Raw genomic sequence first — 25722 nt, 5'->3', positions numbered from 1 at the left:
CGGTCACCGGGTATCCGGCCTTGATCAGGTTCTCGGCCATGGGCGAGCCCATGATGCCCAGACCGATCCACGCGACCTTGGGAAGATTGCTCATGCGGTGCCTCTCTCACATCACGGAAGGGGAGGACGGCGGCGGAGTGCCGTCCGGGGCTTTACGGGTGGGGCGGTGACGCCGGGCGCGGGGGTTCGCACCGGGCCCGGCCCGCCGTCCGTACCGGGTCCGGTGCCGGTCCGGCGTCAGACCTTGAGCGGCTTGATCGCGGTGGGTGCGTGACCGGGCTCGGTCGCGACGTCTTCCCACTCGTTGACACTGGCGATGTCGGAACCGCTCATCGAGATATTGGTGATCCGTTCGAGGATGGCCTCGACGACGACCGGGACGCGGTGCTCGGCGGCCAGCTTCTTGGCCTCCTCGAAGGCGGCGCCCAGCCGGCTCGGGTCGGTGACCCGGATGGCCTTGCAGCCCAGGCCCTCGGCGACCTTGACGTGGTCCACGCCGTAGACGCCCAGCTCCGGCGCGTTGATGTTCTCGAACTCCAGGTTGACCTGGAAGTTGATGTCGAGGTTGCGCTGCGCCTGACGGATCAGGCCCAAGTAGGCGTTGTTCACCAGGACATGGATGTACGGGATCTTGTGCTGGGCGCCGACGGCCAGCTCTTCGAGCATGAACTGGAAGTCGTAGTCGCCGGAGAGCGCGACGACCGGGGTCTCCGGGTCGGCGGTGGCGACGCCGAGCGCGGCCGGGATGGTCCAGCCGAGCGGGCCGGCCTGGCCGCAGTTGATCCAGTGGCGCGGCTTGTAGACGTGCAGCATCTGCGCGCCGGCGATCTGGGAGAGGCCGATGGTGGTGACGTAACGGGTCTCCGGGCCGAATGCCTGGTTCATCTCCTCGTAGACGCGCTGCGGCTTCATCGGGATGTTGTCGAAGTGCGTACGGCGCTGGAGCTGCGCCTTGCGCTCCTGGGTGGACGCCGCCCATGCGCCGCGGTCCGGCAGCTTGCCCGCGGCCTTGAGCTCCCTGGCCACCTCGACGAAGAGCTCCAGCGCGGCCTTGGCGTCCGAGGCGATGCCGTAGTCCGGGGCGAAGATCTTGCCGATCTGGGTCGGCTCGATGTCGACATGGACGAAGGTGCGGCCCCGGGTGTAGACGTCCAGCTTGCCGGTGTGGCGGTTGGCCCAGCGGTTGCCGATGCCGAGGACGAAGTCGGACTCCAGGAAGTTCGCGTTGCCGTAGCGGTGCGAGGTCTGGAGGCCGACCATGCCGGCGTTCAGCTCGTGGTCGTCGGCGAGGATGCCCCAGCCCATCAGGGTGGGCACGACCGGGACGCCGGTCAGCTCGGCGAACTCGACCAGCAGCCCGGACGCGTCGGCGTTGATGATGCCGCCACCCGCGACGATCAGCGGGCGCCGGGACGCGTTGAGGAGCGTGACGGCCTTCTCGATCTGGGCGCGGGTCGCGGCCGGCTTGAAGGCGGGCAGCGGCTCGTACGTCTCGGGGTCGAAGTCGATCTCGGTCAGCTGGACATCGATGGGCAGGTCGATGAGGACCGGGCCGGGGCGTCCGGAGCGCATCAGATGGAATGCCTGCTGGAAGACACCGGGGACCTGCGCGGCCTCCATCACGGTGGTGGCGGCCTTGGTGACCGGCTTGGCGATCGAGGCGATGTCGACGGCCTGGAAGTCCTCCTTCAGGATCACCGCGGTGGGGGCCTGGCCGGTGATGCACAGGATCGGGATCGAGTCACCGATCGCCGAATAGAGGCCGGTGATCATGTCCGTGCCGGCCGGCCCCGAGGTCCCGATGCAGACGCCGATGTTGCCCGGGTGGGTCCGGGTGTAGCCCTCGGCCATGTGCGAGGCGCCCTCGACGTGGCGCGCCAGCGTGTGATCGATCCCGCCCGCGCCCTTGAGCGCCGCGTAGAAGGGGTTGATCGCGGCACCCGGCACTCCGAAGGCGTGGGCCACGCCCTCCCGCTTGAGGATCTCCACCGCGGCGCGGGCGGCTGTCATTCGAGGCATCGAGTACTCCTGCGTCGACCTGTCACGGGCAAGCTCCAGCGAAGCGGCGAAGAGACCGGATTCCGTATCGTGGAACTAATGTTTTGCTTTATGGAAGGAAAGTAGAGCGCGGCGTTCCCGTCGTCAAGGGGAGGGGAGGCGGGGCGCTCGCGTGACGTCACAGCGGGGCCGGAAACGCCGAAGGCCCCACCCAGTGACTGGGTGGGGCCTTGATTGAGGGGAAGTCGGCGCGGTTCCCGGCGAGTTGACCTAGCGGATCGGCATCCCCGAAAGCGTCCGGGCGATCACCAGGCGCTGGATCTCGCTGGTGCCTTCGAAGATGGTGTAGATGGCGGCGTCGCGGTGCATCCGCTCGACCGGGTATTCGCGGGTGAAGCCGTTGCCGCCGAGGATCTGTACGGCCTGGGCGGTGACCTTCTTGGCGACCTCGCTGGCGAAGAGCTTGGACATGGAGCCCTCGGCAGAAGTGAACGGCTTGCCGGTCACCGCCATCCAGGAGGCGCGCCAGACCAGGAGGCGGGCGGCGTCGATCTGGGTGCGCATATCGGCCAGTTGGAAGGCCACGCCCTGGTTGTCGATGATCGGGCGGCCGAACTGGGAGCGGGTCCGGGCGTACTCCAGCGCCTCCTCGTAGGCCGCCCGCGCGGTGCCGACCGCCATCGCGCCGACGGCGGGCCGGGACGCCTCGAAGGTGGCCATGGCGGCGTTCTTCACCCTCTCCTGCCCGTCCTTCCCGGCGTTCTCGCGGGCCCGGGCGAGGCGCTCGTCGAGCTTCTCCTTGCCGCCGAGCAGGCAGTGACCGGGGACCCGGACGTTCTCCAGGACGACCTCGGCGGTGTGCGAGGCGCGGATGCCGTGCTTCTTGAACTTCTGCCCCTGGGAGAGACCGGGGGTGTTCGGGGGGACGATGAAGGAGGCATGACCCTTGGAGCCGGCCTCCGGGTCGACGACCGCGACGACGACATGGACATTGGCGATCCCGCCGTTGGTGGCCCAGGTCTTGGTGCCGTTGAGCACCCACTCGTCCTTGGCCTCGTCGTAGACCGCGCGGGTGCGCATCGCGGCCACGTCCGAGCCGGCGTCCGGTTCCGACGAGCAGAAGGCGGCGACCTTGACGTCATGGACATCGCCGTACATCTGCGGGACCCAGGTGCCGATCTGCTCCTCCGTGCCGTTCGCGAGCACGCCGACGGCGGCCAGGCCGGTGCCCACGATCGACAGGCCGATACCGGCGTCGCCCCAGAACAGCTCCTCCATGGCCATGGGGATACCGAGGCCCGTCGGGTCGAAGAACTGCTGGGCGTAGAAGTCGAGGGAGTACAGACCGATCTTGGCGGCCTCCTGGATCACGGGCCAGGGGGTCTCCTCCCGCTCGTCCCACTCGGCGGCGGCGGGGCGCATGACGTCCGCGGCGAAGCCGTGAATCCAGTCACGGACTTCCTTCTGCTCGTCATTGAGCTCCATGGTGAACTCGGCCATGTCCCCTCCAGCTGCTGCGGCAGTGCGGTGTTACTAGCGGTAACCCGAAGTGTGTTACTCGCCAGTAAAGGCTGTCAACTCCCCTGGGAACGAAATCGCCGTGGAGATCGGGTGTTACGTTGCGCCAGCGCCACGGATTCACAAGGGTGGGGAGCACGACCATGGAAAGCACCGAGCACAGCGGCCGCCGGCAGACGGCGACCGAGCGCCGACGGCGGGAGCTGCTGGAGGCCGCCGAGCGCATTGTGCTGCGCGACGGCCCGGACGCCTCGATGAACGCCATCGCCGCCGAGGCAGGCATCACCAAACCGATCCTCTACCGGCACTTCGGCGACAAGGGCGGGCTCTACCGCGCGCTCGCCGTCCGGCACACCGACGCCCTGCTCGCCAATCTGGCCACCGCGCTGGACGCCCCCGTCCTGCGCCGGGACCGGGTCGAGGCCACCCTCGACGCCTACCTGTCGGCGATCGAGGCCCGGCCGCAGGTGTACCGCTTCCTGATGCACCCGTCGGACGAGGACAGCGCGTCCGAGTCCGGCTTCGACGTCGGACGGCACTCCGCCCCCCTGCTGCGCCGGCTCGGCGAGGAGCTGGCCAAGGTGATCACCGACCGGCTCGACCTGGGTCCGGGCGGCGAGCTGACCGCGCGCGTCTGGGGCCATGGCATCGTCGGCATGATGCAGCACGCCGGTGACTGGTGGCTGCGCGAACGCCCGTGCTCGCGCGAGCAGTTGGTCAAGCAGCTGGCCGATCTGCTCTGGGGGCAGCTGGCCGCGGCCGACGACCGCACGGACGGCCCCGGCTTCTGAGCGCCGGCCGGTGAAACGACGGGCGGCGCCGGTCGCTCAGCGGCCGGGCGCCTCCGCCGGCGCGGCCCACGGAGCCTTCGCCGCCGCCCGGAGCGCCCGCCGGCGGCGCAGCCCGGTCAGGTGGTCGACGTAGAGACCGCCGTCGAGATGGTCACACTCGTGCTGGAGACAGCGGGCGAAGAAGCCGGTGCCGGTCACCGTGGCGGGCTCACCGGTGACGCCGACGCCGGTCACCACGGCACGGTCGTGGCGCGGGGTGCCGGCTTCGATGCCGGGGAGCGAGAGACAGCCCTCGGGTCCGCGGATGACCGGGCCGTCGGCCTCGATGAGCCGGGGGTTGACGAGATGCCCCAGGTGACGGCGGTCCTCGTCGTCGGGGCAGTCATAGACGAAGACCCGCAGCGGGACGCCGATCTGGTTGGCGGCGAGGCCCACTCCCTGCGCGGCGTACATCGTCGCGTACATGTCCTCGACCAGCCGGGCCAGCTCGTCGTCGAAGACGGTGACCTCCTGACAGGGCTCGGTCAGGGCCGGATCACCCAGCAATCGCAGCGGGCGGACATGGCCGGAACTGCCGGGAATGGTGCGGGGACGCATGGGGACAAGCGTACGGTCCTGCACACAGCGGATGTCGCCGCACGGGTGGCGGGGTTCGGGGCTGCGGCCGGATCTCGATAGGCTGATCCCCGACCGAAGCCCCGGCCGGTCATCGGCTGCGGAGGAGCGTTCCACCGGCAGCCCCACGGCAGGCGGGCGCCGGATGCAAGGAGGATCAAAGACGATGGCAGGCAACACGGAGCCGCTGTCGCCGCGGGCCAAGCTGGCCGTGACGGCAGGCAAGGCCGCGGCGGCGGTATCGCGCGCGGCGGGCCGCGGCAGCGGATCGGTGATCGGTGGCCGGGTGGCGCTGAAGCTCGACCCCGACCTGCTGGCGCGGCTGGCCCGGCACCTGGACGTCATCCTGGTGTCCGCGACCAACGGCAAGACGACCACGACGCGGCTGATCGCGGAGGCGCTGCGGGCCAGCGGCCCGGTGGTCTCCAACGCGCTCGGCGCCAACATGCCGGCCGGTATCACGTCCGCGCTGGCCGGTGGATCGGACGCCCGCTACGGCGTCATCGAGGTGGACGAGAAGTACCTCGCCGGTGTCGCCCGCGATACGACGCCGAAGGCCATAGCGCTGCTCAACCTCTCCCGCGACCAGCTCGACCGCGCCGCGGAGACCCGGATGCTGGCCGAGCACTGGCGGGAGGGGCTGTCCGGTTCCAAGGCGCTGATCATCGCCAACGCGGACGACCCGCTGATCGTGTGGGCGGCCTCGTCGTCCTCGAACGTGGTCTGGGTCGCGGCCGGGCAGGAGTGGAAGGACGACGCCTGGTCCTGCCCCTCGTGCGGTGGTGTGATGCAGCGGCCGGGCGAGGACTGGTTCTGCGCCGAGTGCGGCTTCCGCCGTCCGACGCCCAGCTGGGCGCTGTCCGGCGATCATGTGCTCGACCCGCACGGCAGCGCCTGGCCGATCAAGCTCCAGCTGCCGGGACGCGCCAACAAGGCGAACGCGACCACGTCCGCCGCGGTCGCCGCCGCCTTCGGGGTGCCGCCGCAGGTGGCCCTGGAGCGGATGTTCTCGGTGCAGGCGGTGGCCGGGCGCTATGACGTGGTCACGTTCATGGAGCGGGAGCTGCGGCTGCTGCTGGCGAAGAACCCGGCCGGCTGGCTGGAGACCTTCTCGCTGATCGACCCGCCGCCGACCCCGGTGATCATGTCGGTGAACGCGCGCGGCGCGGACGGCACCGACACCTCCTGGCTGTGGGACGTCGACTACACCCGGCTGGCCGGGCACCCGATCTTCGTGCTCGGCGACCGCAAGCTGGACCTGGCGGTGCGGCTGGAGGTCGCGGGCCTCGACTTCCAGGTCTGCGAGAGTCTCGACGAGGCGGTCCAGCTGGCACCGCCCGGCCGGATCGAGGTCATCGCCAACTACACGGCCTTCCAGGACCTGCGCCGGCGGGTGGGCAACTGACGTGATGCGCGGACAAGGACGAGCGAGCATGAGTGACAACAGCCTGCGTCTGGTGTGGATCTACCCGGACCTGCTGAGCACGTACGGCGACCAGGGGAACGCCCTGGTGGTGGAGCGGCGGGCGCGCCAGCGCGGACTGGACGTCCAGCGGCTGGACGTACGGTCCGACCAGCAGATCCCCACCTCCGGCGACATCTACCTGATCGGTGGCGGCGAGGACCGGCCGCAGCGGCTGGCCTCCGAGCGGCTGATCCGCGACGGCGGGCTGAGCCGTGCGGTCTCCAACGGCGCGATCGTGTTCTCGGTGTGCGCCGGCTACCAGATCCTGGGCCACGAGTTCATCAATGACCTCGGCGAGCGGCAGCAGGGCCTGGGGCTGCTGGACGTGGTGAGCACCCGCGGCGAGGCCGAACGCTGCGTCGGTGACGTACTCGCCGATATCGACCCGCAGTTGGGGCTGCCGCCGCTGACCGGCTTCGAGAACCACCAGGGCGTGACGCATCTGGGCAAGACCGCCCGGCCGTTCGCCAAGGTGCGCTTCGGCAAGGGCAACGGTGTCGGTGACGGCTACGAGGGCGCGTGGAACGACACCGTCTTCGGTACGTACATGCACGGCCCGGTGATGGCGCGCAATCCGCACATCGCCGACCTGCTGATCAAGCTGGCGCTGGATGTCAACGCCCTGCCTCCGGTGGACGACCAGTGGTACGAGGCGCTGCGCCAGGAGCGGATCGCCGCGGCGACCCAGCCCGCCTGAGCGCCACCGCGCCCATTCGTACGCCCGCAGTCTTGCACTGCGGGCGTACGTGTTCCCGGCGGCTCCGCGCTTGTAGGGTGTGCGGAATCCAACCGGACGACGGGGTCCGGGCCCCCGGTTGAGTTGCAGAGGTTTTTCGAGCAATGCGTATTGGTGTCCTCACCTCCGGCGGCGACTGCCCCGGACTGAACGCCGTCATCCGGTCCGTCGTCCACCGCGCCACCGCTGATCACGGCGATGAGGTGATCGGCTTCCGCGATGGCTGGAAGGGCCTGCTGGAGTGCGATTACCGCAAGCTCGACCTCGATGCCGTCGGCGGCATCCTGGCGCGCGGCGGCACCATCCTCGGGTCGTCCCGGGTGCAGCCCGCGCATCTGCGGGACGGTGTGGAGCGGGCCCGCGGCCATGTCGCCGAGCTGGGCCTGGACGCGATCATCCCGATCGGCGGCGAGGGCACGCTGAAGGCGGCGCGGCTGCTGTCGGACGCCGGGCTGCCGATCGTGGGCGTACCGAAGACCATCGACAACGACATCGCGGTCACGGATGTGACGTTCGGCTTCGACACCGCGGTGGGCGTCGCCACCGAGGCGCTGGACCGGCTCAAGACCACCGCCGAGTCGCATCAGCGGGTGATGATCGTCGAGGTGATGGGACGGCACACCGGCTGGATCGCGCTCCACTCGGGCATGGCGGCCGGTGCGCACGCGATCGTGGTGCCGGAGCGGCCCTTCGACATCGAGGAGCTGACCGCGCGGGTCTCCGAGCGGTTCGAGGCCGGCAAGAAGTTCGCGATCGTGGTCGTCGCCGAGGGCGCCAAGCCGCGCGAGGGCTCCATGTCCTTCGATGTCGGCGGCAAGGACATGTACGGGCACGAGCGGTTCGCCGGGGTCGCCCGGCAGCTGTCCGTGGAGCTGGAGGACCGGCTCGGCAAGGAGGCGCGTCCGGTCATCCTCGGGCACGTCCAGCGCGGCGGCACCCCGACCGCGTACGACCGGGTGCTCGCCACCCGCTTCGGCTGGCACGCCGTCGAGGCCGCGCACCGCGGGGACTTCGGGATGATGACCGCGCTGCGCGGCACCGACATCACGCTGGTCCCGCTGGCCGAGGCCGTGGAGACGCTCAAGACGGTGCCCGTGGAGCGCTACGACGAGGCCGAGTGCGTGCTGTGACCCAGCGGTAGTTCAGCGCTCCACGAACCGCCCCCGGCCACCGCCATGGCCGGGGGCGGTTCTACTCTTGTCGCCGGAGCATTGGTACGAATCAGGAGCGAGCGGATGGATCACAGCGGGCACGGCATGGACGGCATGAACATGGATCTGCCGCCGTTCACGCTGGGGAGGGGCCTGGAGTTCGGTGGTGATCCGGTCTTTCTCGTCGGCTGTCTGCTGGGGCTCGGGCTGTACGGCTGGGCGGTGATCCGGCTGCGGCGCCGTGGGGACGCCTGGCCGGTGGGCCGGACCGTCGCCTGGGCCGTGGGTGTGGTGTCGGTGGCCCTGGTGATGTGCACCGGGCTCAATGACTACGGCATGGCGATGTTCAGCGTGCACATGGTCCAGCACATGGTCATCAGCATGCTCTCGCCGATCCTGCTGCTGCTCGGGGCGCCGGTGACGCTGGCGCTGCGCGCCCTGCCCACCGCCGGACGGGGCCGCAAGGGGCCGCGCGAACTGCTGGTGGCGCTGCTGCACAGCCGCTACATGCGGATCATCACGCACCCGGCGTTCACCATCCCGCTGTTCATCGCGAGCCTCTACGGGCTCTACTTCTCGCCGCTCTTCGACTTCCTGATGGAGTCCCGGGCCGGGCACATCGGGATGATGGTGCACTTCCTCGCGGTGGGCCTGGTGTTCTTCTGGCCGATCATGGGCGTCGACCCGGGCCCGCACCGGCCCGGCTATGTGATGCGGATGCTGGAGCTGTTCGCGGGCATGCCGTTCCATGCGTTCTTCGGTATCGCGCTGATGATGGCCACGGAGCCGATGGTCGACACCTTCCTGAACCCGCCCGCCTCGCTCGGGATCGACGCGCTCTCCGACCAGTCGGCCGCCGGCGGGATCGCCTGGGCCTTCAGTGAGATCCCGTCCGTGGTGGTACTGATCGCGCTGGTCTTCCAGTGGTACAAGTCCGAGGAGCGTCAGTCGCAGCGCGCGGACCGGGCCGCCGACCGCAACGGTGACAAGGATCTGGCCGACTACAACGCCTATCTCGCCTCGCTCAACGCCCGGGGGCGGTGACGGCGCACCGCCGCTCTGGCGGTACGGGCCGCGGCCGGGGACGATGGTCCCATGGCCGCGGCCCGCGTCGTTTCCCTCGGCGCCCGGCCGCCGTGAGGAGGGTGCGGGTATGCCCGGATCTGCGAAAACGATGGCCGTGTGCACGGTGGGCGGACTGGTGGCGGCGACCGCTTACACCGTGGCGCTGGGCGCCAATGGGTGGGTCTGGTTCTCCTGGGTGGTGGTGGCGCTGGTGACGATCGGGGTGGTGGCCGCCCGGCCGGTCTGAGCCCGCCGGCGCGGGGCGCCGATCAGAAGCGGAAGACGGCCCCGGTGGCGGAGTCCATCGTGCAGGCGTTGGGGAACTCCTTGCGCCAGTTGACGGGGACACCGCGCCAGGTGCCGGTCGCGGTGGCGGTCACCGGGTCGTACTCCCTGGTGCAGGTGTGCGGTTCGCCGGGCAGGGCGTCCAGGTCCCCGCGGGCCCAGGTCAGCGCGTCGCAGGCGGCGCCCGCGTGCGGATGTCGGCGGTGGATGTCCGGGCAGCTCAGGCGCACCCCCCGGGTCCAGGTGTTGCCCGCTCCGGACATGGTGAGCACCAGGCCCTGGTCTCCGCCGGGCGCCGGCGGCTCATCGGCGCCGGCCGGACCGGCGCAGAGCAGGGCGAGGGACAGGGTGGCCAACGCGGTGGCGGGCAGGGTGGCACGGGCGGATCGGCGTCGACGGCTCACGGGCATCGCGGTCTCCTGGGAACGCTCGGGTGGGGTCACATGCGGGAGCCCGACAGGACACGCGGCGCCCGGCGGCCCCAGGGCACCTCGCCGCGCCCCGGCGGGCAAGCGGCCACGCCGTGAGGTCGCCCGTACGGCCTGCGGATGCGGTCCAGGAGACAGGGTGGCCGGCAACGGAGGAGGCGGCTCCGCTGCCGGCCACCGGACCGGGGTTACCCCACGCGCTCGATGCGGGCGCGCCGGATCAGGAACTTGCCGTCCTCACGTACCTGCTCGAAGGCCGCGTTGTTGAGCAGCACACAGCTGCCGGACGTCGAAGTGACGGAGACGGTCGTCGACTTGTTGTTGTCCAGGTTGGTCACCTTCAGTTTGGTCCCGGTGGGGAACTCGCCGCTGGACGCCGCCGGTGCGCCGCCCTCGCCGGAGAGGGTCACCGTCGAGCCGGGGCACACCACATCGCCCTCGCCGCCCGGCGGGGCGGCGGAGGCGGACGCGTCATCGGAGGCGGGCGGATCGTCCGAGGCGGGTGGCTGCGCCGATCCGGACGGCTCCTGTGACGCGGCCCCCGCGCCGTCGGCGGGTGGCTGGTCCGCCGCCGGCGGGGCGCCCGCGGCCGCACCCCCGTCCCCGGAACAGCCCGCTTCCCGCTGCTGCAACTGGATCTGTTTGATCACGGCCTCCCGGTTGGCGATCCGCGCCGCTGACTGGGCGTCCGGCTTGGCCTTCTGGTCGGCGATGAACTTCTGATTGTTGCTCAGCGCGGTGGCCAGTCCGTCGCAGGCCGCCGATGCCTGGCTGGTGCCCGTGGTGACGATGGCGATACCGCCGACGAGTGCCGCGGCACTGACACCGATGATGATCTTCTGGCGCCGGCCGGCTTTCTTCTTGCGGGACATCTCTGACTCCTGTCCTCGGCCCGGACCGTGGGGGCGGGCTCGGTTGCCGGACAGTACGGCGCGCCAACTCGCCGCGGTTCAGGGCGAGTCGAAAGTTGTCCGCGGATGCCAAAGGGGATACCGAAAGGTAACAAGCGGGTGCGATGCTGTCCGGGTGCGCGTACTGATGCCGGTCCCCGACCGCGATGTCGATGTCACCGAGGTGGCGGTGCCCTGGCGGCTGCTCACCGACGCCGGCCACCGGGTCGTCTTCGCCACCGAACACGCCGGGACCCGGCCGGCAGCCGACCCGCGGCTCCTCCGCGGCGTCCTCTTCGGACAGCTCGGCGCTGCGGAAGAGCCCAAGCGTTTCTACGAAGAGCTCACCCGCAGCGAGGAGTTCAGCACGACCGTCGGCTGGGCGGAGCTGGCCCCGGAGGAGTACGACGGGCTGATTCTGCCGGGCGGGCACGCACCGGGGATGCGGCAGTACCTGGGCTCGGAGGTGCTACGGCGGCAGATCGGCCGTTTCTGGGAGCTGCGGCGGCCGGTGGGAGCGATCTGTCACGGTGTGCTGGTCCTGGCGCGGACCCGTGCGGCGTCCGATGGCCGGAGTGTGCTGGCGGACCGGCGTACGACATGTCTGCCGAAGTACATGGAGCGGTCGGCATATCTGGCGACCGCATGGCGGCTCGGGCGCTACTACCGTACGTATCCGGCGTATGTGGAGGACGAGGTCCGGGCCGCGTTGGCTGACCCGGGCACGCAGTTCGCGCGCGGGCCGAGGGTCCTTGCCGCGCGGGGCACCGCGACCGATGACACCCGGGCGTTCGTCGTGCAGGACGGCAGCTATCTGTCCGCGCGCTGGCCCGGCGATGCGTACCTCTTCGCCCGACGGTTCCGTGCGCTTCTGGAATCCGCACCGCACTGAGAAGGCAGGAGCGCCCCGGGCGTCCTCCCTCCTCACCCACCGGATCAGCCGGGCTCCCGCCGTCCGGATCTCCTCGGCTGCCGGGGAGGAGTCAGTATCGATCCGGCCGAAGGTGGTTACCCGCCGCGGCACTTGCCCATAAACTCACTGGCCGTCTCCGGGCCCGCTCGTCACCTGGGACGAGTAGCCGCCCGGGCGGGACGACGGATCAGGGAGCTGCGCTGTGCTCTATCAGGTGCTGAAGTACCTCCTTCTCGGGCCCCTGCTGCGGCTGGTGTTCCGGCCGCGGATCGAGGGGCTGGAGCATGTGCCGGAAGAGGGCGCGGCCATCATCGCGAGCAATCATCTGTCGTTCGCCGATCACTTCGTGATGCCGGCGATCGTGCCGCGCCGGGTGACGTTCCTGGCCAAGGCGGAGTACTTCACCGGGCCCGGTCTGAAAGGGCGGCTGACCGCGGCGTTCTTCCGGGGGGTCGGGCAGATCCCGGTCGACCGGTCCGGCGGCCGCGCCTCGCAGGCGGCGCTCTCCTCGGGGCTCGCCGTGCTGCGCAAGGGCCGGTTGCTCGGCATCTACCCGGAGGGCACCCGCTCGCACGACGGGCGGCTCTACAAGGGGCGTACCGGCGTCGCCTCGATGGCCGTCACCGCGGGGGTGCCGGTGGTGCCGTGCGCGATGATCGGCACGTTCGAGGCGCAGCCGACGGGCCGGCGGCTGCCGCGCGCCATGCGGATCACCATCCGCTTCGGCGCGCCATTGGACTTCGCGCGCTATGCCGGGCTGGCGGATGAACGCACCGCGCTGCGCGCCGTCACCGACGAGATCATGTACGCGATCCTCACCCTGTCCGGGCAGGAGTACGTCGACACCTACGCGGGCGAGGCCAAGGCCGAGGCGCAGGCACACGCGCGGGCCCAGGGGCGGCGGGGGCACGGCGGGGGCGGGAAGGGGTCCGCGCGCTGAGCGGCGGGCGTGGGTGGGCCCTCGGGGCTGCCTTGCGCCGTGGGCGAACCGTGCGGCGGCCACGGCCTGACGGACCGTAGGGTCCCGGCATGACCTCAGGCAGCGCGGTAGTGATCGGGGCGAGTGGACAGATCGGGCGGGCGGCGGTGCGGGCCCTGGCGCGGGACGGCTGGGAGGTGCGGGCCGCGTCCCGGCGCGGCGAGCGCGATGCCTCCTGGCCCGGGGAGGTCCGCACGGTGGCGATGGACCGGGAGGACGACGCGGCCCTCGCCGGACTGATCGGCGCGGGCTGTGACGTGCTGCTGGACTGTGTGGCGTACGACGCCTCGCATGCGGACCAGTTGACAGCCCTGGCGGACCGGATCGGTTCGGCCGTGGTGATCTCCAGTTGCGCGGTGTACGAGGACGACCGCGGGCGCAGCTTCGCGACGATGGACGAACCGGACGGCTCCCCGGTCTATCCGCTGCCCGTCCAGGAGTCCCAGCCGACCGTGCCGCCCGGCGACAAGGACTACGGCACCCGCAAGGCCGCCCTGGAACGGACGCTGCTGGCACAGGGTGACCGGTTGCCGGTGACGCTGCTGCGGGCCGTCGCGGTGCACGGCCCGTACAGTCCGCTGCCCCGGGAGCTGTACTTCGTCAAGCGGGTGCTGGACGGGCGCCGGGTCCGGGTGCTCGCGTACGGCGGCACCAGCCGTTTCCATCCGGTGCATGTCGACAATCTCGCGGAGCTGGTGCGGCTGGCGGCCCGCCGTCCGGGCTCGCGGGTGCTCAACGCGGCCGATCCGCAGGCGCCGACGGTGGCCGAGATCTCGGCGGCGGTGGACGCGGCGATGGGCGCGCCGGAGAGCGAGCTCGTGCGGGTGGACGGTCCCCCGCCGTCGTCCGACGTGGGCGACACCCCGTGGTCGGTCCCGCATCCCCTCGTCTACGACATGACAGCGGCGGAGCGCGCGTTGGGCTATCGCGCGGTGACGACGTACGAGGAGTCGCTTCCCGCGACGGTGGCCTGGCTGGCCAACCGGGTCAAGGGGCGGGACTGGTGGGAGCTGTTCCCGCGGATGGCCGGCTTCTATCCGGACGAGAAGCTGTTCGGCTATGCGGCCGAGGACCGGTGGCTGGCGGGGCGGGGCGGGAACGGCTGAGGAGCGCGCCGGGCGGCCGGCGATATCCGTTCGCGGGCGGCGTGGCGGGCCCGTACCTTGATCGCTGTGAAGCAACGGATACGGGGGTGCCGACGATGAGCGCCCGACTGCGTGGCATGGCTCAGGAGACGGAACGGATCGTCGCGGCGGGTGCGTACCGCGCCCCGGGCGGACGGCTGGTGGAGATCGCGGCGGCGGTCGGACGGGCCCGGGCCGGCACCCGGCTGTACGGTCCGGAGCCGGTCGCCGTGGCGGGGCGGCCGCCGGGCGTGGACACGGTCTTCGAGGTGACGGGGGAAGGCAGTCTCACGGCGGGGCGGCGGCTGGCCGGGTCGGGCGCGGGCCCGCTCGCGGTGCTGAATTTCGCCTCGGCGCGCAATCCCGGCGGCGGCTATCTCAACGGCGCGCAGGCCCAGGAGGAGGCGCTGTGCCGTGGGTCGGCGCTCTACGCCTGTGTGCGCGAGGCCCCGGAGTTCTACGCGGCCCACCGGGCCGATCCCAGCCCCTTCTACAGCGACCGGGTGATCCTCTCCCCCGGCGTCCCGGTGTTCCGCGACGACCGCGGCAGGCTGCTCGATGTGCCGTACGAGGCGGGCTTCCTGACGGCCGCCGCGCCGAACGCCGGGGTGATCGCCCGGCGCGGCCCGGCCGACATGGGGCGGGTGCCCGCGGCGCTGGCGGTACGGGCGGAGCGGGTGCTGGAGGTCGCGGCGGCCGGCGGGCACCGTCAGCTGGTGCTCGGGGCCTGGGGCTGCGGGGTGTTCCGCAATGAACCGGCCGATGTGGCACGGGCGTTCGCGGCGGCGCTGCTGCCCGGCGGCCGGTTCTCCGGCTGGTTCGACCGGGTCGTGTTCGCCGTGCTGGACCGCCGGGAGGACTCCCCCACCAGGGCCGCCTTCGCCGAGGTCTTTCCGGCCTGAGCGCCGGAGCCGGGAGGCGAGCCCCCACAACGACAGGGGCGGCCGGGAGGGTTCCCGGCCGCCCCTGCGCCGTCATGTGGCGCCGGCACCGTTCATGCCGTCATCGTCAGTGCACTGCGGGCAGGTCCAAGCCCCCCACGAGGGACTTCGCCGCCGACAGCTTGCTGGGCTCGGGCGTGGCGTGCGGGGCGCAGGTCACGTCCTTGGCGTCGGTCTTTCCGGACAGGAAGTAGGCATCGACGCGGTCGTTGATGCAGGGGTTGACCTGACCGGTGACACCGTGCGATCCGGCGTCCCGCTCGGTGATCATGCGGGACCCCTTGAGCCGACGGTGCAGCTCGACCGCGCCGCCGTAGGGGGTGGCCGCGTCCCGGACGCTCTGCACGATCAGCACGTTCGGCAGACCCTTGCCGGTCTTGACGTCGACCGGCCGCTGCTGCTTGACGGGCCAGGTGGCGCAGGGCAGGTTCATCCAGGCGTTGGACCAGGTCATGAACGGTGCCTGCTGGTGGATGCGGGTGTTGTCGCGGTCCCACTTCTGCCAGCTGGTGGGCCACTTGGCGTCGGTGCACTCGACGGCCGTGTAGACGGCGTTGCCGTTCTCCGAGGCGATGTTGCCCGCGGTGTCCTTGAGGTTCGGACCGGCGTTCTCCACCAGCGGCTTGCTGTCACCGGCGAGGTACGCGCTCCAGACCTCGGCGACCGAGGCCCACATGGAGTCGTAGTACGGAGCGTTCTGGAAGAAACCGGTCAGCTCGGCGGGGCCGACGACTCCGCCGACGGGCTTCTTCTTGGCGGTCGCCCGCAGCTTCTCCCAGGCCGCCTGGACCTTCTGGGGGGTGTTGCCGATGTGGTACGTGGCGTCGTTCTTGGCCACCCACTTCTTCCAGTCGCCCCAGCGGGTCTCGAACGCGATGTCCTGGTCGAGGTTGGCCTGGTACCAGACCTTCTCGCGGGACGGGTCGACGACGCTGTCGACGAGCATCCGGCGGACGTGCCCGGGGAAGAGCGTCGCATAGACCGCGCCCAGGTAGGTGCCGTAGGAGACGCCCAGGTAGTTGAGCTTCTTCTCACCGAGCGCGGCACGGATCACGTCCATGTCGCGGGCGGTGTTCGGGGTCGTCATGTACGGCAGCAGGCGGCCGCTGCGCTCGGCGCAGCCGTCGGCGTACTGCTTGGCGAGCTTGCGCTGGGCGCGCTTGTCGGCCTCGCTGTCCGGCACCGGATCGGCCTTGGGCGCCTTGACGAACTCCTGCGGATCCATGCAGGAGATCGGCGCGGAGTGGCCCACGCCGCGCGGGTCGAAGCCGACGAAGTCATACGCCTTCGCGGTCTTGGTCCAGAGCGGGTTCTTGGTGGTGATGCGGGTCGGGAACTTCATGCCCGAACCGCCGGGGCCACCGGGGTTGTAGAGCAGGGAGCCCTGGCGCTGCTCCTTGCCGCCGGTGCTGAGCGCACGGTCGACGGCGATCTTGATGGTGCGGCCGTTCGGCCGGGCGTAGTCGACCGGGACGGTGACATAGCCGCACTGGACCGGCGACTTGAGGCCCCAGTCCGCGGGGCAGTCCTGCCAGTCGATGCCCTTCTTGGCTGCGCGCGCGGCGGCGGTGGCCACACCGCGTGCTTCGGCCGAACCGCGCTGGTGCTGCTCACCCGCCTGGGCGGGCGCGGCGGTTATCGCTCCGGCGAGAAGCGCGCCGGACACCAGAGTTCCGGCGGCGCCGAGCGCTGCTGTTTTTCTCACGTGGTCAATTCCCCCTGCATGGTGCGCCACTTGTGGCGGCGTTGATCACAGGCTTACAGGGGGATCCTGTCGTGCGCCGTCCCCTCCTGAACAGGTTTGGCCCACACTTCTTTACCAACCTGTAGGTTTCTTGCCTCGCCGCCGACGCCCGCCGGGCCCCGACCGGCCGTCCGGACGCGCCCTCCGGACGCCTCCGCCGCCCCGGCGGTGCGGACACCGGCGCCGGCGGGCCGCGGGCGAACGGCCGGACCTCGCGGCGGAACCTCACCATTCCGGCCAAGGCCGCCGCCCGATGACGAACTTTCCCCCGCCATTCGAACCCCGTAGTGGCATCCTCAACTTGGTCCGTACTTACGCCAGTTGCCCGACCGAGAAGGTGAACCCGCAGGCCGGGCGGCCCGGCGGGGCGCGCAGCAGGGCGGGCGAGCTGCCGGAGTGCGGTACGGCGCGATGGCCGCCAAGGGGGCGTGCAGGGGCGAGAATACGTCAATTGCCGTAGACCTGCCCCACAGGCATGTGCCAGCCGCACAGCTTCAGTAACCTTCCGTGAAGGCTCTCCCACTCACTGCCACGGGGAGGGCTTCGGCGTTTTCGCGCTGTCAGAGCCGTCGCGAAGGAGATCCGAAGTGCCGGGTATCGATCAGGTGTTGTCCCAGGCAATGGGGATCCCGGGCGTTCTGGGCGCCGGACTGATCGACTGGACCAGTGGTCTCACGCTCGGCACGGCGGGGCAGGCGCCGCACGGCGATCATGACGCGGCCGCCGCCGACACCGCCGAGGTCGTGCAGGCCGTGGCACGCAACGCCACCTTCGACACCTCGGGCGCCGGCGGCCCGGCCCTGGAAGACCTGATCATCACGGCCGAGAGCAGCTACCACCTCATCCGTTTTGTGCACACGGCCTTCGACAGCCAGACCTACCTCTACCTCTGGCTGGACCGTACCCAGGCCAATCTCGCCGTCGCGCGGCTCCGGCTGCGCGATCTGGCGGCGGAGCTGGTCGCGTCCTGAGCACGCGCTCCGCCACACCGCACGCACGCTAAAGGAACCAGCCATGGGCCTGCCCATATCCCCTCCCCCGCCCGCACCGGCAGGGCTGCTCGACCGGTGCGCCGCCGAGCGGGTCACCGGCGCCCTCCGTGGTCCGCACGGCTGCTTCTACCTCCTCGACGGCGCGGTCTACTGCGTCGAGGGCACCGCCGCCCCCGGTCTCGACATCCGCCTCATCGCGGCCGGCAAGGTACCGCCGCAGGGCTGGCAGTACGCCGTCGAGCGGGCGGGACCCCAGCAGCAGGGCGCGCAATACCTTGTCAGCGAGGGCTGGTTGACCCAGAGCGAACTGGAGATATGCCATCTCGCCGCCCTGCTCGACGCGGCGTTCTTCGCCCTGCCGCTGCCGCCCGAGTCCACCTCCTTCACGCCCGGGACCGCCCACTGGCTGGGTGTCGTACGGCCGATCAGCGCCGGCGCGCTCCAGCAGGCGACGGCCCGCCGGCGGGCACTGCTCGACCGGCTCCATCCGTGGGCGGCGGTCGACTCCTCCCCCGTCATACCCGTCCGCCCGCGCTCCTCGGCCGCCCCCACCACAAGCCGGCAGCGGCGGCTGCTCGACCGCGCCGACGGCCGGCTCACCCCGCAGGAACTGGCCCGGCTGCTGGGCCAGTCCGCGTTCGCGACCCTGCTCGACATCCGCCGTCTCGCCGCCGCCGGCCTCGTCCAGCTGCCCACGGCGCCGACGGCGCTCCCCCGGCGCCGGCCCGGCGCCTGCCTGGACGGGCCCGCCGCCCCCGCCGCCGAAGGACGCGCCACCCCGACCTGGCAACTACCGGTTCCGGATCTCCTCGATACCGCCGATCCGGATATCGCCCTGCTGGTCCGACTGCGTACGGCGCTGGAGGAAAACCTGTGAGCCCTGACGCACGAAGACGGTGCACACCATGAGGCGCGTCATCGGAAAACGCGCCCGGAAAAGGAGACTGATGACGATCGAACCCCGGATACGGGATGAATTGCACACGTTGCGCGATCAAGTGCGCCATTTCCAGGGCGGGATGGTCGCGAGTGTGGACGGCATGGTGATCGCCCACGATCTGCCGGACATCGAACCGGACGGCCTGGCCGCGCTCACCGCCGCCGCGATCGGCGTCGCCAAACGCCTCACCGAGGCGACCGGCCAGGGCGCCTTCGAGGAATCCCTGACCCGCGGTGCCACCGGCTACATAGCCGCCTATTCGGCCGGGCGCCGCGCGGTCCTGACGGCCGTGGCCAGCACGGACACCAATGTGGGGCGGCTCCATCTCCAGGCCCGGAAGGCCGCGGAACGCATCGGCGCCCTCGTGGACGCGGCGCCCCACCGATAAGAGCACACCCCGGACACGAGAACGCCCCCAACCGTCCCCGCATGCACGCAGAAAACCCCCGGAACGCCGGACACACCTCGAAACCCCGGAACATCGGACACCGGACACCGGAGCCGCTGAACCCCGGATCCGGAACCGCTGAAACACCGTCAAGAAATCGAAAGGTCTGACCCCTCATGGCTCAAATGGAATCCGCTCTCGCCGACGCGATGTCGACCATCGAGGGCGCGGTCGGCGTCGCCCTGGTCGACTACACCAGCGGTATGGCGCTGGCCACCCTGGGCGACAATCAAGCACTGGATCTCAATATCGCGGCGGCCGGCAATACCGATGTCGTACGCGCCAAGATGCGCACCATGGAGATGCTGGAACTCCAGGGCTCCATCGAGGACATGCTCATCACCCTGACCGCGCAGTACCACATCATCCGCCCGGTGACAGGCAAGAACGGCGGCGGGCTCTTCCTCTATCTGGTGCTGGACCGCAAGCGCTCCAATCTCGCACTGGCGCGGCACCGCCTTGCCCGGCTGGAGTCCGACCTGGAGGTCTGAGCCGGGCCGCCCCGTCGCGCCGCCCCGGCACGCCGCCGCCGTCACCCGGCGGCGGCGCTCCGGGCGGCCTCGTCCAGGAGGCGCCGCAGCCGGAGCGCGTCCGGGGCGACGGCCGTGGCCAGGGCCGCGGGACCGGCGAGCGGTGCCAGCACGCCCTGCCCCGCGCCGTCGCCGGACCGCTCCCCCGCCGCACCGCCCAGCAGCCGCACCTCGGCCGGTGACTGCGCGAACTCCGGCCGCACCACGAGGAGTTGACCGATCGCACGGTGTCCGTCCAGGACGGCCGAGGTGTCCCAGCCGGGGGCGCCGGGCCCGTACGCCGTCTCCTGGTCGAGCAGGGTCCGGCCGCCCCGGCGGACGACGAGCCGGCTGCGCAGCGCCCCGGTCTCCTCGCCGCTGCGTCCCAGGACCTGTTCCTCGCGCAGTACCAGGTGGGCGGTGGGGGCGAGTTCGACGGTGGTGGTCATCCGCAGCGCGCTGCCGGCCGCGGAGATCAGCGGTTCCGGCAGCCAGTCGAGCCGGGCGCCGTCGCCCACCGTCAGCCGCACGTCATAGGTGGCGTGGTCGGCCGTGCGGCCGGGCAGCGCGACGGTCGCGGCGGCGGACGTGAGGTGCAGAGCGGCGCCCGCCTCGGCGGTGGCTTCGATGGCCAGCCGGTCGCCGCCGAGCGGGGCGCTCATGGCGCCCACGACACAGACCCGGGCCTGCCCGCCGGACCCGCGCACCCGGCGCAGCGCGAAGGGGCCGTCGCCTTCGAGGACCGGCAGCCGGGTGGGGCCTCCCTCCTCGGCAAGCCGCGCGACGATGCGGGCGGTGGCGCGCAGACCGGCGGCCGGAGCGGCGGCGGCCCGCGGCGGTGTGCGGAGCGCGGTGGTCATGCCGGTCCCGCGGCCCAGGCGGCCAGCCGCTCCCGGACCCACTCCGCCACGGGCCGGACGCCGTTCTCCGACTTCAGCGCGGTGAAGACGACCGGCAGCTCGCCGCGCTGGGCCTTGGCGTCGCGGGCCATGCCTTCGAGGTCGACGCCCACGTAGGGGGCGAGGTCGGTCTTGTTGACGACGAGGAGGTCGGAGGTGGTGACGCCGGGGCCGCCCTTGCGGGGGATGTCGTCACCGCCGGCGACGTCGATCACGAAGATCTGGGCGTCGACCAGGCCCTTGGAGAAGGTCGCGGTGAGGTTGTCGCCGCCGGATTCGACCAGCACGAGATCCAGCGGGCCGACCGCCTCCTCCAGGTCCTCGACGGCTTCGAGGTTGGCGGAGATGTCGTCGCGGATGGCGGTGTGCGGACAGGCGCCGGTCTCGACGGCGGAGATCCGCTCGGCGGGCAGCACCGCCTCGCGGAGCAGGAATTCGGCGTCCTCGCGGGTGTAGATGTCGTTGGTGACGACGGCGATGGACAGCTGGTCGCGCAGTGCGCGGCAGAGCGCGGCGACGGTGGCGGTCTTGCCGGTGCCGACCGGACCTCCCAGTCCGATGCGCAGGGCCCGCCGGGTGCCGCTCCGCTGCGCTCCGCCTCGGCTCTCCTTTCGCTCCTTGGCTGCCGAGCCGGCCCGTACGGGCCCGGCCGCGCTGTAGGTGTAGCGCTCGGGGAAGGTGTCCTTGTGGTCGAGGTGCATGGTCACTCCGGTGGTGGGTGCGGCCGCGGGCGGTGGTGGGATCCGGCTGGAGGGCCGGCGGGTCAGGAGGCGAAGAGGCGTACCGGCCAGGCGGCGTGCTGCTGGGCGGTGATGTCGAGCAGCGGCGCGGAGGCCGCGGGCAGTGCGTCGACCCCTTCGGCTGCGACCCGCCGCGCGGCCTCGGCGCCCTGTTCCGCGATCCGGTCGAGGTCGGCGGTGAGACGGGCGAGCACGGCGGTGGCGTCGAAGGGGTCCAGGCTGAGCAGCCGGACCGCCGCGGTGGCCGGGCCGCTGATGTTCTCGTAGGCCACGGCGTAGGCGGCGTCGAGCGGCGGCAGACCGGCGGACCGGGCGGCCAGGCCGAGGACGACGGGCTGGTGGGCGCCGCGGGGGCGGGCCGTGGCGAGTGCGTCGAGGGCGGCGCTCGGCCAGGTGGCGCGGGCCGCCCGCATCATCTGCCGGCCGAGCCGCCGGGCGACCTGCCGCAGTGCCGGTACGGGCGTACGGGCGTCGGCGGCGTCGTCCAGAAGGAGCGGGTCGTGGCCGGCCGCGGCCGCGGCGGCGAGGCTCGCGGCGACCAGGCCCGCGGTGTGCAGCCGGCCCCGGCAGAAGCTCTCCAGGGTGGCGGCGTCCTTGATACGTCCCGCGGCGACGGCCGGTTCGGCGCCGCCCGAGTGGGCGTGCCCGCCGGCGGGGAACCGGCCGTCGGCGAGGACGAGCAGCGCTGCGCGGCTCATCGGTGGTACGTGTCCTTCGTCGGGGTGCTCATGGGTGTCCCCTCAGAAGAGGAAGTACCGCTGGGCCATGGGGAGTTCGGCGGCGGGGCGGGGTTCGACCACCTCGCCGTCGATGGTCACGGTGAAGGTGTCCGGGTCGACCTGGACGCGCGGCAGGGCGTCGTTGTTGCGCATATCGGCCTTGGTGATGCCGCGGGTGCTGCGGATCGCCTCGAATGCCTTGCTCAGCGGGAGGCGCTCGGGAAGACCGTCCTCCAGTGCCTGCGGGGCGACGAAGTTGACCGAGTTGCTGCCCGGGGCCCGGCCGGTGGCGCCGAACATCGGGCGGGGCAGCACCGGCTGCGGTGTGGGGATGGAGGCGTTGGCGTCGCCCATCTGCGCATAGGCGATCTGGCCGCCCTTGATGACCAGCTGCGGTTTGACGCCGAAGAACGCCGGGTCCCACAGGACGAGATCGGCGAGCTTGCCGTCCTCGACGGAGCCGACGAGATGGTCGATGCCCTGGGCGATGGCCGCGTTGAGGGTGTACTTCGCGACATAGCGGCGGGCCCGGTGGTTGTCCGCGCCGCCGTCGCCGGGCAGCGCGCCGCGGCGCCGCTTCATCACATGCGCGGTCTGCCAGGTGCGCAGGACGACCTCGCCGATCCGGCCCATGGCCTGGGCATCCGAGGCCATGATCGAGATGGCGCCGAGGTCGTGCAGGATGTCCTCGGCGGCGATGGTGGAGGGCCGGATCCGGGACTCGGCGAACGCCAGGTCCTCGGGGACCGCGGGGTTGAGGTGGTGACAGACCATCAGCATGTCGAGGTGTTCCTCGACGGTGTTGACGGTGTGCGGCCGGGTGGGGTTGGTGGAGGCGGGCAGTACGTTCGGCTCGGAGACCATCGCGATCATGTCGGGGGCGTGGCCGCCGCCGGCGCCCTCGACATGGAAGGCGTGGATCGAACGGCCCGCGATGGCGGCGAGGGTGTCACCGAGGAAGCCGGCCTCGTTGAGGGTGTCCGTGTGGATCGCGAGCTGTGCGCCGCTCTCCTCGCAGACGGTCAGACAGGCGTCGAGGACGGCAGGGGTGGCACCCCAGTCCTCGTGGATCTTGAAGCCGAGGACCCCGGCCCGCAGCTGGTCGCGCATGGACGCGAGGGAGGTGGTGTTGCCCTTGCCGAGCAGGCCGACGTTGACCGGGAGCGAGTCCATCGACTCCAGCAGCCGGGCGACATGCCAGGCGCCGGGAGTGATGGTGGTGGCCTTGCTGCCCTCGGCGGGCCCGGTGCCGCCGCCGATCATCGTGGTGACGCCGGAGGCCAGCGCCTCGTCCGCCTGCTGCGGGCAGATGAAGTGCACATGGGTGTCGATGGCACCGGCGGTGAGGATCTTGCCGTTGCCCGCGATGACCTCGGTCTCCGGGCCGATGACCAGGTCGGGGTGGACGCCGTCCATCGTCTCGGGGTTGCCGGCCTTGCCCAGGGCGGTGATCCGGCCGTCTCGGATGCCGACGTCGGCCTTGACGATGCCCCAGTGGTCGAGCACGACCGCGCCGGTGATGACGGTGTCGGGGGTGCCCTCGGCGCGGGTGGCGCGGGACTGGCCCATCGATTCGCGGATCACCTTGCCGCCGCCGAAGACGGCCTCGTCACCGGCCCGGCCGGGGCCGCCCGAGCGGTCCTCGGTGATCTCGATGACGAGGTCGGTGTCGGCGAGCCGGATGCGGTCGCCGGCGGTCGGGCCGAAGAGGTCGGCGTACGCCTGGCGGGTGAGTTCAGCCATCGAGGGTTCCTCCGGTCTCGCCCCGCAGGCCCATGACGATGCGCTTGCCCCCGATGGGGACGAGTTCGACCTCGGTGGGGATGCCGGGCTCGAAGCGCACGGCGGAGCCGGCCGGGACGTTCAGCCGCTTGCCGTGCGCGGCCGTGCGGTCGAAGTCGAGGCCGGGATTGGCCTCGGCGAAGTGGTAGTGGGAGCCGACCTGGACGGGGCGGTCGGCGGCGTTGAGGACGGTCAGCCGCGTGCGGGGCAGCCCTTCGTTGAGGCGTACCGGCTCGTCGGCGTGGAGGATCTGGCCCGGGATCATGTTCCGCTCTCCCCGTTCAGTTGATGGGTTCGTGAACGGTGACGAGCTTGGTGCCGTCCGGGAAGGTGGCTTCGACCTGTACGTCGTGGATCATCTCGGGGACGCCGTCCATGACCTCGTCGCGGGTGAGCACCTTGCGGCCGGAGGACATCAGCTCGGCGACGGTACGGCCGTCCCGGGCGCCTTCGAGGATGTGCACGGTGAGCAGCGCGATCGACTCGGGGTGGTTCAGCTTCACCCCCCGAGAGCGGCGCTTTTCAGCCACGTCTGCCGCCACATGAATCATCAGGCGCTCCTGTTCATGCGGGGTCAGTTGCATACCTTCCACCTCACAGTCTTCCCGCCTGGACTCATTCGCCCAGGTCACAGGCGTGGGCACACCTGTGACGACAGATGTACCACGCAGCAATTAAAGGAGGAGCAAACCGACTTTCAGCACTTGGCCATCAAGCGCCCCACGCCAGGAGGCTAGTTCGGCGGGATTTCAGCGGCGTTACAGCCAGGGACCTGTCGACAGCCCTTGTGACGCCTGGCGTAACGCGGCATTATCACCGCCCGTTACGCCACGACCACCGTCTCCCGTGGCGGCTGGCGGCCCGTCACCTCGCAGGCCACACAGGCAATCTGCTGGCGCATTCCACCCCTTGAGGCCCGCCGGGACCCACGGAACAGATGGCGGCCATGCGCCATGAATCGCCACTATCGGCGTAAAACAGACCCGGCCCGCTCGCCGAACACAACTGTCCGGTATGCGCTCTTGACGGTTGGCAAAGTGATCGCAATTCTCATGTGCGCGTCAAACAGCTCCATCCCCCCACACCAGTATCGGAGCAAACACCGTGACTCGTTCCACGCGAATACGCCGGGCCGCGCTGGCCACCGGCGCCGTCGCCGCCGTTGCCGCCACCGTCTTCACCGCGGCCGGTGCCTACGCCGGGACCGCGCCGGCGGCCGCCCCGGACATCGACGTCAAGGCCGTCAAGGGCGATCTGGACCAGCTCCAGTCGATCGCCGACGCCAACGGCGGCAACCGCGCCCACGGTCAGCCGGGCTACAAGGCGTCCGTCGACTTCATCAAGGGCAAGCTCGACAAGGCCGGATTCACCACCAAGGTCGAGGAGTTCGACGGCAGCGGCGCCAAGGGCTACAACCTGGTCGCCGACTGGCCGGGCGGCGACGAGAGCAAGACCGTGATGGCTGGCGCCCACCTGGACTCGGTCTCCGAGGGCCCCGGCATCAACGACAACGGCTCGGGCTCGGCCGGCATCCTCGAGGTGGCGCTCGCCGTCGCCAAGGCGGAGCTCAAGCCCACCAAGCACCTCCGGTTCGCCTGGTTCGGCGACGAAGAGGACGGCATGGTCGGCTCGCAGGCCTACGTCGACAAGCTCGGCGCCGACAAGTCGAAGATCGACTCCTATCTGAACTTCGACATGATCGGCTCGCCGAACCCGGGCTACTTCGTCTACGACGACGACACCCGCCTGGAGAAGGTCTTCAAGGACTTCTTCGCCAAGAAGAACATCGCCACCGAGAAGGAGACCGAGGGCGACGGCCGCTCGGACCACGCCTCCTTCAAGGACGCGGGCATCGCCGTCGGCGGCCTCTTCTCCGGCGCCGACTACAAGAAGACCGAGGAGCAGGCGAAGAACTGGGGCGGCGACGCCGGCAAGGCGTTCGACGCCTGCTACCACCAGTCCTGCGACACCTCGAAGAACATCGACGACAAGGCGCTGGACAACAACACCGACGCCATCGCCCATGCGCTGTGGGAGCTCAGCTCCTGAA

General features: G+C 71.0%; 28 protein-coding genes. 15 read left to right on the top strand and 13 right to left on the bottom strand.

Translation table 11 applies throughout. The features are described from left to right. The 3 genes from ACFWJW_RS16830 to ACFWJW_RS16820 all read right to left on the bottom strand — a co-directional run. Nucleotides 1-94 (bottom strand): NAD(P)-binding domain-containing protein (locus ACFWJW_RS16830; protein WP_360051732.1); only part of this gene is annotated, 94 nt, incomplete at its 3' end. 143 nt (nucleotides 95-237) lie between these two features. Further along, nucleotides 238-2019, bottom strand: a complete 1782-nt coding sequence (gene gcl / locus ACFWJW_RS16825) for a glyoxylate carboligase (RefSeq protein ID WP_387241019.1) — start codon at nucleotides 2017-2019, stop codon at nucleotides 238-240. A gap of 249 nt (nucleotides 2020-2268) precedes the next feature. Next, nucleotides 2269-3498, bottom strand: coding sequence for an acyl-CoA dehydrogenase family protein (locus tag ACFWJW_RS16820; RefSeq protein WP_387241016.1), 1230 nt, complete (start codon nucleotides 3496-3498; stop codon nucleotides 2269-2271). A gap of 161 nt (nucleotides 3499-3659) precedes the next feature. On the opposite strand from ACFWJW_RS16820, the gene ACFWJW_RS16815 reads away from it, so the two are divergent. Further along, nucleotides 3660-4307: a TetR family transcriptional regulator gene (locus tag ACFWJW_RS16815; RefSeq protein WP_387241013.1), complete on the top strand. Its 648-nt coding sequence runs from the start codon at nucleotides 3660-3662 to the stop codon at nucleotides 4305-4307. 36 nt (nucleotides 4308-4343) lie between these two features. Here the strand turns inward: ACFWJW_RS16815 and def are convergent, their stop codons facing one another. Then, nucleotides 4344-4904, bottom strand: a complete 561-nt coding sequence (gene def / locus ACFWJW_RS16810; protein WP_387241010.1) for a peptide deformylase — start codon at nucleotides 4902-4904, stop codon at nucleotides 4344-4346. Nucleotides 4905-5088: 184 nt separating this feature from the next. Here def and ACFWJW_RS16805 point away from each other — a divergent pair, with 184 nt between their 5' ends. From ACFWJW_RS16805 to ACFWJW_RS16785, 5 genes are all read left to right on the top strand, one after another. After that, on the top strand, nucleotides 5089-6327 hold the full coding sequence (locus tag ACFWJW_RS16805) for a MurT ligase domain-containing protein (RefSeq protein WP_387241007.1): 1239 nt from the start codon (nucleotides 5089-5091) through the stop codon (nucleotides 6325-6327). 28 nt (nucleotides 6328-6355) lie between these two features. After that, nucleotides 6356-7084 carry a type 1 glutamine amidotransferase gene (locus tag ACFWJW_RS16800; protein WP_042158228.1) on the top strand — a complete coding sequence of 243 codons (729 nt, stop codon included), beginning with the start codon at nucleotides 6356-6358 and terminating at the stop codon, nucleotides 7082-7084. A gap of 143 nt (nucleotides 7085-7227) precedes the next feature. Next, a complete protein-coding gene (locus ACFWJW_RS16795; RefSeq protein WP_387241004.1) occupies nucleotides 7228-8253 on the top strand; it encodes a 6-phosphofructokinase in 1026 nt (341 codons plus the stop codon). A gap of 105 nt (nucleotides 8254-8358) precedes the next feature. Next, nucleotides 8359-9318: a cytochrome c oxidase assembly protein gene (locus tag ACFWJW_RS16790; RefSeq protein WP_387241001.1), complete on the top strand. Its 960-nt coding sequence runs from the start codon at nucleotides 8359-8361 to the stop codon at nucleotides 9316-9318. 109 nt (nucleotides 9319-9427) lie between these two features. Further along, nucleotides 9428-9586, top strand: a complete 159-nt coding sequence (locus ACFWJW_RS16785; RefSeq protein ID WP_327223108.1) for a hypothetical protein — start codon at nucleotides 9428-9430, stop codon at nucleotides 9584-9586. Nucleotides 9587-9608: 22 nt separating this feature from the next. On the opposite strand, the gene ACFWJW_RS16780 is transcribed toward ACFWJW_RS16785, so the two are convergent. Both ACFWJW_RS16780 and ACFWJW_RS16775 read right to left on the bottom strand, forming a co-directional pair. Next, complete coding sequence (locus ACFWJW_RS16780) at nucleotides 9609-10034, bottom strand: SSI family serine proteinase inhibitor (protein WP_387240996.1); 426 nt, start codon at nucleotides 10032-10034, stop codon at nucleotides 9609-9611. Between the two features lie 206 nt (nucleotides 10035-10240). Then, nucleotides 10241-10924, bottom strand: coding sequence for a hypothetical protein (locus ACFWJW_RS16775; protein WP_387240993.1), 684 nt, complete (start codon nucleotides 10922-10924; stop codon nucleotides 10241-10243). A 154-nt stretch (nucleotides 10925-11078) separates the two neighbouring features. On the opposite strand from ACFWJW_RS16775, the gene ACFWJW_RS16770 reads away from it, so the two are divergent. The 4 genes from ACFWJW_RS16770 to ACFWJW_RS16755 all read left to right on the top strand — a co-directional run bounded on the left by ACFWJW_RS16770 (nucleotide 11079) and on the right by ACFWJW_RS16755 (nucleotide 14860). Beyond that, nucleotides 11079-11834: a type 1 glutamine amidotransferase domain-containing protein gene (locus ACFWJW_RS16770; RefSeq protein ID WP_387240990.1), complete on the top strand. Its 756-nt coding sequence runs from the start codon at nucleotides 11079-11081 to the stop codon at nucleotides 11832-11834. A gap of 223 nt (nucleotides 11835-12057) precedes the next feature. Further along, nucleotides 12058-12795 (top strand): lysophospholipid acyltransferase family protein, encoded by a 738-nt coding sequence (locus ACFWJW_RS16765; protein ID WP_387240987.1) that lies wholly within the window; start codon nucleotides 12058-12060, stop codon nucleotides 12793-12795. A gap of 89 nt (nucleotides 12796-12884) precedes the next feature. Next, entirely contained in the window at nucleotides 12885-13940 is a 1056-nt protein-coding gene (locus tag ACFWJW_RS16760; RefSeq protein WP_387240984.1) for an NAD-dependent epimerase/dehydratase family protein, read from the top strand. 95 nt (nucleotides 13941-14035) lie between these two features. Then, on the top strand, nucleotides 14036-14860 hold the full coding sequence (locus ACFWJW_RS16755) for a TIGR02452 family protein (protein ID WP_387240981.1): 825 nt from the start codon (nucleotides 14036-14038) through the stop codon (nucleotides 14858-14860). A gap of 106 nt (nucleotides 14861-14966) precedes the next feature. Here ACFWJW_RS16755 and ACFWJW_RS16750 read toward each other — a convergent pair whose 3' ends face one another. Continuing rightward, complete coding sequence (locus tag ACFWJW_RS16750; RefSeq protein ID WP_387240978.1) at nucleotides 14967-16604, bottom strand: alpha/beta hydrolase; 1638 nt, start codon at nucleotides 16602-16604, stop codon at nucleotides 14967-14969. 626 nt (nucleotides 16605-17230) lie between these two features. Here ACFWJW_RS16750 and ACFWJW_RS16745 point away from each other — a divergent pair. From ACFWJW_RS16745 to ACFWJW_RS16730, 4 genes are all read left to right on the top strand, one after another. Then, on the top strand, nucleotides 17231-17614 hold the full coding sequence (locus tag ACFWJW_RS16745) for a hypothetical protein (protein ID WP_387240975.1): 384 nt from the start codon (nucleotides 17231-17233) through the stop codon (nucleotides 17612-17614). 43 nt (nucleotides 17615-17657) lie between these two features. Continuing rightward, a complete protein-coding gene (locus ACFWJW_RS16740; RefSeq protein WP_387240972.1) occupies nucleotides 17658-18512 on the top strand; it encodes a hypothetical protein in 855 nt (284 codons plus the stop codon). A gap of 70 nt (nucleotides 18513-18582) precedes the next feature. Beyond that, nucleotides 18583-18963 carry a roadblock/LC7 domain-containing protein gene (locus ACFWJW_RS16735; protein ID WP_042158214.1) on the top strand — a complete coding sequence of 127 codons (381 nt, stop codon included), beginning with the start codon at nucleotides 18583-18585 and terminating at the stop codon, nucleotides 18961-18963. A gap of 176 nt (nucleotides 18964-19139) precedes the next feature. Continuing rightward, the gene (locus ACFWJW_RS16730) at nucleotides 19140-19514 is read left to right on the top strand and encodes a hypothetical protein (RefSeq protein WP_387240969.1); all 375 of its coding nucleotides are present in this window, start codon (nucleotides 19140-19142) and stop codon (nucleotides 19512-19514) included. Between the two features lie 41 nt (nucleotides 19515-19555). Here the strand turns inward: ACFWJW_RS16730 and ACFWJW_RS16725 are convergent, their stop codons facing one another. The 6 genes from ACFWJW_RS16725 to ACFWJW_RS16700 all read right to left on the bottom strand — a co-directional run bounded on the left by ACFWJW_RS16725 (nucleotide 19556) and on the right by ACFWJW_RS16700 (nucleotide 24256). Then, nucleotides 19556-20392: an urease accessory protein UreD gene (locus ACFWJW_RS16725; protein WP_387240966.1), complete on the bottom strand. Its 837-nt coding sequence runs from the start codon at nucleotides 20390-20392 to the stop codon at nucleotides 19556-19558. Next, on the bottom strand, nucleotides 20389-21132 hold the full coding sequence (gene ureG / locus ACFWJW_RS16720) for an urease accessory protein UreG (protein WP_387240963.1): 744 nt from the start codon (nucleotides 21130-21132) through the stop codon (nucleotides 20389-20391). The genes ACFWJW_RS16725 and ureG overlap by 4 nt, the downstream gene beginning before the upstream one ends. A gap of 62 nt (nucleotides 21133-21194) precedes the next feature. After that, on the bottom strand, nucleotides 21195-21869 hold the full coding sequence (locus tag ACFWJW_RS16715) for an urease accessory protein UreF (RefSeq protein ID WP_387240960.1): 675 nt from the start codon (nucleotides 21867-21869) through the stop codon (nucleotides 21195-21197). Between the two features lie 42 nt (nucleotides 21870-21911). Continuing rightward, a complete protein-coding gene (locus ACFWJW_RS16710) occupies nucleotides 21912-23633 on the bottom strand; it encodes an urease subunit alpha (protein WP_387240957.1) in 1722 nt (573 codons plus the stop codon). Further along, nucleotides 23626-23937: an urease subunit beta gene (locus tag ACFWJW_RS16705; protein ID WP_387240954.1), complete on the bottom strand. Its 312-nt coding sequence runs from the start codon at nucleotides 23935-23937 to the stop codon at nucleotides 23626-23628. The genes ACFWJW_RS16710 and ACFWJW_RS16705 overlap by 8 nt, the downstream gene beginning before the upstream one ends. 16 nt (nucleotides 23938-23953) lie before the next feature. Next, nucleotides 23954-24256, bottom strand: a complete 303-nt coding sequence (locus tag ACFWJW_RS16700) for an urease subunit gamma (protein WP_026170153.1) — start codon at nucleotides 24254-24256, stop codon at nucleotides 23954-23956. A 520-nt stretch (nucleotides 24257-24776) separates the two neighbouring features. On the opposite strand from ACFWJW_RS16700, the gene ACFWJW_RS16695 reads away from it, so the two are divergent. Next, nucleotides 24777-25721, top strand: coding sequence for a M28 family metallopeptidase (locus ACFWJW_RS16695; RefSeq protein WP_387240951.1), 945 nt, complete (start codon nucleotides 24777-24779; stop codon nucleotides 25719-25721). Nucleotide 25722 lies beyond the last annotated feature (1 nt).

Source organism: Streptomyces sp. NPDC127097, from assembly GCF_042724075.1.
GTDB lineage: Bacteria > Actinomycetota > Actinomycetes > Streptomycetales > Streptomycetaceae > Streptomyces.
Note: the sequence above shows the minus strand (reverse complement) of the source record. Positions and strands in the feature narration are given on the sequence as shown.